Here is a 6,304-nt window from a genome sequence, read left to right on the forward strand (position 1 = left end):
GCTCTCCGTTCCGGCGGCGATCATCCGATCACCCCGTCGACCGCGTCGTCGCGGTTTCCCCACTGCGTGTCGTCGCGGTCGAGCAGGTCGGCGGCCCGGCGCTCGGCCGGTTCCTCCTCCTCGGCGTCGTCGTCACGGTCCAGACCCATCTCGATCCGGGTCCGGCGCACCCGTTCGGCCCGTTCCGCGGCGAGCCGGCTGCGATCCTCCGGCGTCAGGTCCGGCCCGCCGGAGCGCAGCGGCATCTCGGCCAGCAGCACCGACTCGTAGGACTGCCCGGACGGCCGCGGACGCGCCTTCGGTTCCTCCTCGGCCGGCGGCGGAGGCGGGCTGGACTCCACCGGTTCCGGCCCACCCCACGAGGACGGATCGTCCTCACCCTCGACGTCCTCGGTCTCCCACGGAAGCGGTTCGCTGTCCCACGACCCGAAGTCGTCCTCGGACTCCCGCACCACGGCGATCTGATCCGGCCGGATCTCCTCATCGGCCGACACCCACGCACCCTCGTCCTCATCCAGCAGCTCGCCGGCCTCGGAGCGCTCTTCCGCCCGCCGTCGCTCGGCCGGCAGCAGCGGAGGCGCGGCCAAAGGCGCCTGGTCACGCCGGCTGCCGCGCCTCTGGCCGCTTTCCCCAAAACCAACAATTAGGGGTACGGACGGAAGCCCGCCCAGTGGCAACGTCGGCGGCACGTAGTCGGCACCGCCCGCCGCCCGGCCGCGCTCGGCTCCGTCCGGAGCGTCCGGAGTGCCCGCACCCTGATCCTCGTCCCACACCACATCGTCACCGGCGACCAGCGCGGACGAGTCCGAACGGTCGGCCGCCCCACGCTGACTCTGCGGCGGCGACATCTGCGGCATCATCGGCATGCCCGCACCCGACGCGCCCGATCCGAGTCCAGAACCACTACCGGTGCCGGTGCTTGTCTCCGCCGACTCCAGCGGCGGAATGCTCGGCGACGTCACGCCACCGAAGCCCGAACTCACTCCTCCACCACCGCCGGCACCGGGCGCGGCACCACCCGAAGCCTCCGGCGCACCCGGCACCGGACCCGCATCCCAGTCCTCGGCATCACCACCGACCAGCCCGGACGAATCCGGCCGATCGGTCGCACCGGTAGCGGACTGCGGAGGTGACATCGGCGGGAGCATCGGCGTCTGCGCCCCCGGACCCAGCCCGGTGCCCGAGCCCGTTCCCGGCGACTCCACGGACGGAATGCCCGGCCCGGTGACACCGTCCACGCCCGAGCCCACGCCACCGCCGACGGCACCGGGCACGGCGACACCCGCGCCACCGCCACCGGCACCGCCGGCACCGGGCGCGGCACCACCCGAAGCCTCCGGCGCACCCGGCACCGGACCCGCATCCCAATCCTCGGCATCACCACCGACCAGACCCGACGAATCCGGCCGATCGGTCGCACCGGTACCCGACTGCGGCGGCGACATCGGCGGCAGCACCGGCGTCTGCGCACCCGTGCCGGTACCGATCCCGGAACCGGATCCGGGCGACGACGTGTCCACGCCGGGGATGGACGGGGTGGTGACACCTCCGGGCGTCTCCAGTCCGGTCCCGCCACCGGCACCCGGTGCGGCGCCGCCCGAGGCCTCCGGGGCGCCGGGCACCGAACCCGGATCCCAGTCCGCGGCGTCGCCGCCGACCAGCCCGGACGAGTCCGAGCGGTCGGTCGCGCTCGTGCCCGACTGCGGCGGCGACATCGGCGGCATCATCGGCGGCGATCCCGCCCCGGTGCCGGTGCCCGTTCCCGACGAGCCGCCGGCGCCGGTGTCGATGGGCGCGTCGACCGAGGTCAACGGCGGGATCACCGGCTTGACGCCGTCGGACGCGCCACCGTCGGCGCCGGGCGCATTGCCCGACGCGTCGAAGCCCGGCGCGGACCCGCCGGAGCCACCGCCCGCGCCCCCGCCGGGCGCGTCGGCACCGCCGTCGAACTCCGGCACCGGCACGTTGGCCGCGCCCTTGCCGCCGTTCGTGCCGCCGCTCGGAGAGTTGCCGCTGGTGAAGGGTGGGATCGGGGTGTTGGCCCCGGTGCCCGTACCGTCGCCGGTTTGATCGAAGCCCGGGAGGCCGCCGCCGTCACCGCCGGCGGCGCTGAAGGCCGGCGGATCGGCGCCGGAGGCGCCGGGCGGATCCGGAGTGTCGGCGGCGCCCGAGTCGGGGATGTCGGTCGGGTCGGGCACGTCGTCCGGGGTCGCCATCGCCGACATCGTCGCGTCCGGCGCGTCCGGTGGCGGGACGTCGGTCGCCGACGGGTCCGGCGCGTCCGGTCCGCCGGTGACCTCGTCCGGGGCGTCCGTCGAGAGCGCCGGCGGGGTCGGGGTCGGCGTGGCCGACGCCGAGGGGGTCGGCACGCTGCTCGGGGGCGGTGTCGACGACAGTTCGGGCGGGGCGCTGCTGGAGATCGACGGGGTCGGCGGCAGCGAGGACGACTCGAACGGCGGCGGGCTGTACGACGGCACGCTGTTCGACGGCAGCGAACTGTTCGGGGGCGGCGTCGAGCTGCCACCGGTCGGCGAGCCGGTCTCCGGGTTCATCGGCTGCGGGGTGTTCACCGCGCTGGTGCCCAGCCGGACGTACTCGGTGACCAGTTTGCCCATCACCTCGCGCATGGCGTTGGTCATGATCTCGGGCAGGCCGTCGACCTCGCTGACGTGCACGACGCCGTCGCCGTAGTCCTTGACGTAGTTCGATGCCCAGCCGGCGTAGAAGTGGTCGATGTAGAGGACCTGTTTCTGCGCCCACTCCAGCATGTTGCCGCTGTGGAAGAGCTGGTTCGGCACCGAGACGCCGAGTTCGCCGTCCCCGCCGTTGATCCGTTCGGCCTGCCGTTCCAGGTAGTTGGCGACGTCCAGCATCTTGGCCTTGAACGTCTCGGCGGCCGTGCCCTGCCAGGCCCGGCCGTCGCCGGCCAGGCCCTTGATCTGCGACGCCAGGTTCTGCGCCACGCCCCGCATGACCGACTGGGTGTTGTTGAAGATGTTCCCGGCGTCACGCAGCGACTGCGGGTTGACCAGGGCCGCGGCGTTCTGCGCGGCGGTGGCCGCGCCGTTGGCGTTGTTGACCGCCGAGGAGCCGGTCAGGACCGCTTCGATCCACTTCCAGTCCTTGTCCGTGTAGTCGTAGACGTTGCCTTCGCTACCGGTCTCACCGCTCGCATAGATGCCGTTGGGCCCGGTCGAGACCAGCGGGGGCGGGGAACTGGACGGATCGGCCATCAGGCGTTCTGCCCGTTCCCGTTGCCGTTTCCGTTCCCGTTGCCGTTCCCATTTCCGTTCCCGTTGCCGTTGCCGTTGTTCTCGGTGCCGGTCCCGTCGGTGCTGGTGTTGCCGTACTGCCCGTAGTGGCTGATGTTGGTGAACGCGTCGTTGAACACGTTGTTGAGTTGCTGCGCCGTGATCCCGTTCCACTCCTCGGTGGAGTCGTAGTCGGTGATCAGCGTCTCGATGTCGGCCCGGATGTAGGTGAAGGTCTCGCTGACGCTCTGCAGGAACCGCAGCGTGTCGCCGCGCAGCCCGGTCTGGATGGCCGCGCTGATGTGCACCCCGGCGCCGAACGTGCCCGGCGCGACCTTCACGTCCTTGACCGACGTGTGCTCCTTGACCACCAGGTCCTCAAGCATCTTCAGGTTCTTGGCGAACTGCCGCAGGGCCTCGGTGCTGACCGTGACCGAGCCGCCCTTCTCCCCCGAGGTGTTCAGCGGCGGCGGCAGGACCTTCGGATCGTCCAGCGCGTCCTTCGGCTTGTCGTCCGGCATGTCGGTGTCCGGGTTGGTGTCGTTCCCGGACAGCGTCGGCGGTTTGCCGTCGGTCCACTCGTTGACCAGCTTCTCCACCTTGTCGTGGATGGCCTTTTCCTCGGGTGTGCCGGCGCTGTACTCCGTACCCCACGCGAAGTAGGTGTACTTCTCGTCCTCGGTGATCGTCCCCGAGTCGACGAGTTTCTCTGCGATCTCGGAGGGTGCTTCGCCGGACATGGTTTCCTTTCGAGGCGGGGGCGACGAGTGGACCCGGATCCGGCCGGCGGTGGAGGAGAACCGGCCGGATCCGCGGGATCAGCGACCGGTGTAGGTGTTGGCCCAAATCTGCGAGGCGCGCTGCTCGGCGCTGCCGTAGCCCTCGGAGATGTTGTAGAGCGAGACCCGGCCGGACTGCAGCGCCTGGCTCATCGTCTGCAGGCCGGCCCGCCACTCGGCCTCGGCGTGCGCGTACGCGGTCTGCGCGTCACCGGTCCACTCCTGCAGGTGCGCCCGGCTGTTGCGCTCCAGCTCGTCGAGCGCCTGCTTCAGGTTGTTGTTGACCGTGTCCATGTGGTCGAGGGTGTTGTCGGCCACGGTGAAGTTGAACTTGTAGGAACTCATCTCAACGCCTTTCGGGAAGTCGGTCGGGGGTCGGCGGTCACATGCCGGGCAGGCCGCCGGACGGCGCCGCCACCGGGGCGTCCTGCACGCCGTTGCCGAGCGCCTGACCCCACTGCTGCGCGAGGTTCGAGGCGGTGTCCTCCTGGCCCTCGTACAGCTTCGCGTTGCCGCCGAGGCTCTCGATCATGCTGATCAGGGCGGTGATGACCCGCTTGAAGCCGCCCTCCCAGTTGTCCATGGCCTGGTTGAAGTTCGACGACGCGGTGCCGTCCCACGTGCTCTGCAGGACCGCCATCTCCTGGTTCACACTGGACAGCTGGCCGTTGAAGATCTGGACCTTGCCCTCGAACTCGACCCGGGCCGCGGCCATACCCTCTTGGGTAGTTCCGACGTTCTGCTGCTGAACTGCCACTGTTACCTCCCGCGAGGGCCCCACCGGGGGTGGGGATGCCCGCTCTGTCCAGGAAGCTGCGATGCGCACGCTTCGCGTTCATGGAGCGTCCCAGCCGTTTCGACAGCGGCAAATGCCTCGCCACCGTCTGTGCACGCTCGGACCGGCGATCTGCCCCGACTGACATCCGGCCCGGACAGGCGGGTAACGCTCTTGCCCGTCCCCACCCCATCGGCCCCGAATCCCTTGTCGGCCGTCGCCGGTCCCGGCTTTGCTGGGTGGTCACCGACGGAAGGGCCGAGCATGTCCGACGACCACCGCCTCGAAACCATGTTCGAGGAGTACCAGCGTCAGCGCCTGAGCCTCACCGAGCTGCACCAGCGGGTCCAGGCGATCCGGGCGACCGCGTCGTCGCCGCGCCGGGAGATCGACGTGACGGTGAACCACGGTGGTTCGGTCACCGACATCACCTTCCAGGGGACGGCCTACCGCAAGCTCGCGCCCAAGGACCTGTCCGCGCTGATCCTCAAGACCATCGACGACGCCAAGGCCAAGGCCGTCACCGAGGCGGCCGAGCTGCTCGCCCCGATGATGCCGCCCGGGATGAACGCCCGTGAACTGCTGGCCGGCAGCCTCGGGCTGGACCGGATGGTCCCGGCCGACGGGCCGCGCCTGCCGCAGATCGTCAACGAGCAGCTCCAGCGTTAGGGGTCACGATGTCGGACGAGCCGCTGTACGTCGACCCGGAGCGCCTGGCCGCCCACGCCCGCCCGTACGAGTCGGCGTCGCACGACTGGGCCCGGTTGAAGAGTCGGGTCACCGACATCCGGGCCCGCTACTCCGGGGTGTGGGGCGACGACGACCTGGGCCGGCAGTTCGGCCCGTCCTTCACCGAGGGGTTGGATTCGGTCGAGGGCCGGGTGAACGTGGTCAGCACCACGCTGGGCTACTACGGCGAGGGCCTGGTCGAGAACGGCAAGATCTACGGCGACGCCCGGGAGGACGCCGACCAGTCGACGTACCTGCTGCTGGTCGACTCCGAGACGGTCGGCGGCTACGAGGCCCCGGCCGATCCGAACGCGCCCGCCCGCCGCTTCATGACCACCGAGGGCGCCACGTACACCCCGGTCGAGGGCACCGAGCGGCCACTGCTGCGCCGCGCGATGACCGTCCAGGGCCGGATCCTCACCCCGGCCGAGGAGGGCGAGGAGGCCGAGGCCGCCCCGCGCCACCTGGCCCGGGGCCGGCTGCTGACCCCCGACGAGGAGGGCGAAACCACACCGCGTCACCTGGTCCGGGGCAAGCTGCTCACCCCGGACGAGGAGCTGACACCGCTCAAGCCCGCCCTCCTGATGCGCCGCGAGGCCGTGGCCGAGCCCGGAATCGCACCGCTGGAACCGCTGCTGCCGGCCCGCCGCGAGGCCGTGATCGAGCCGGAGGTGACCCCGCTGGAGCCGACGCAGTCGCACGTCTTCTACCGCAGCGTGCACCCCGCGACGCCCGCCGTCCCCGCGGAAGAGCCGGAGTAACCGCACCGC

General features: G+C 71.2%; 6 protein-coding genes. 2 read left to right on the forward strand and 4 right to left on the reverse strand.

Going from position 1 to position 6,304, the window contains the following annotated elements; genetic code table 11:
- Nucleotides 1-20 precede the first annotated feature (20 nt).
- The 4 genes from ACSHV8_RS21675 to ACSHV8_RS21690 all read right to left on the reverse strand — a co-directional run bounded on the left by ACSHV8_RS21675 (nucleotide 21) and on the right by ACSHV8_RS21690 (nucleotide 4,856).
- Complete coding sequence (locus ACSHV8_RS21675; protein WP_436535567.1) at nucleotides 21-3,233, reverse strand: hypothetical protein; 3,213 nt, start codon at nucleotides 3,231-3,233, stop codon at nucleotides 21-23.
- Entirely contained in the window at nucleotides 3,233-3,991 is a 759-nt protein-coding gene (locus ACSHV8_RS21680) for a hypothetical protein (RefSeq protein ID WP_436535568.1), read from the reverse strand. The genes ACSHV8_RS21675 and ACSHV8_RS21680 overlap by 1 nt, the downstream gene beginning before the upstream one ends.
- A 78-nt stretch (nucleotides 3,992-4,069) precedes the next feature.
- On the reverse strand, nucleotides 4,070-4,375 hold the full coding sequence (locus tag ACSHV8_RS21685; protein WP_436535569.1) for a WXG100 family type VII secretion target: 306 nt from the start codon (nucleotides 4,373-4,375) through the stop codon (nucleotides 4,070-4,072).
- A 37-nt stretch (nucleotides 4,376-4,412) separates the two neighbouring features.
- Complete coding sequence (locus ACSHV8_RS21690; RefSeq protein WP_436535570.1) at nucleotides 4,413-4,856, reverse strand: WXG100 family type VII secretion target; 444 nt, start codon at nucleotides 4,854-4,856, stop codon at nucleotides 4,413-4,415.
- A 213-nt stretch (nucleotides 4,857-5,069) separates the two neighbouring features.
- Here ACSHV8_RS21690 and ACSHV8_RS21695 point away from each other — a divergent pair, with 213 nt between their 5' ends.
- Both ACSHV8_RS21695 and ACSHV8_RS21700 read left to right on the forward strand, forming a co-directional pair.
- Nucleotides 5,070-5,474 (forward strand): YbaB/EbfC family nucleoid-associated protein, encoded by a 405-nt coding sequence (locus ACSHV8_RS21695; protein WP_436535571.1) that lies wholly within the window; start codon nucleotides 5,070-5,072, stop codon nucleotides 5,472-5,474.
- 8 nt (nucleotides 5,475-5,482) lie between these two features.
- Nucleotides 5,483-6,295, forward strand: coding sequence for a hypothetical protein (locus ACSHV8_RS21700; protein WP_436535572.1), 813 nt, complete (start codon nucleotides 5,483-5,485; stop codon nucleotides 6,293-6,295).
- Nucleotides 6,296-6,304: the final 9 nt, after the last annotated feature.

Source organism: Actinoplanes sp. HUAS TT8 (genome assembly GCF_051380535.1).
In the GTDB taxonomy this organism is placed as follows: domain Bacteria; phylum Actinomycetota; class Actinomycetes; order Mycobacteriales; family Micromonosporaceae; genus Actinoplanes.

Excerpts from the sequence above, each read along its gene's own strand:
- ACSHV8_RS21675 (WP_436535567.1), bottom strand. The coding sequence starts at position 3,233 with ATGGCCGATCCGTCCAGTTCCCCGCCCCCGCTGGTCTCGACCGGGCCC.
- ACSHV8_RS21680 (WP_436535568.1), bottom strand. The coding sequence starts at position 3,991 with ATGTCCGGCGAAGCACCCTCCGAGATCGCAGAGAAACTCGTCGACTCG.
- ACSHV8_RS21685 (WP_436535569.1), bottom strand. The coding sequence starts at position 4,375 with ATGAGTTCCTACAAGTTCAACTTCACCGTGGCCGACAACACCCTCGAC.
- ACSHV8_RS21695 (WP_436535571.1), top strand. The coding sequence starts at position 5,070 with ATGTCCGACGACCACCGCCTCGAAACCATGTTCGAGGAGTACCAGCGT.
- ACSHV8_RS21700 (WP_436535572.1), top strand. The coding sequence starts at position 5,483 with ATGTCGGACGAGCCGCTGTACGTCGACCCGGAGCGCCTGGCCGCCCAC.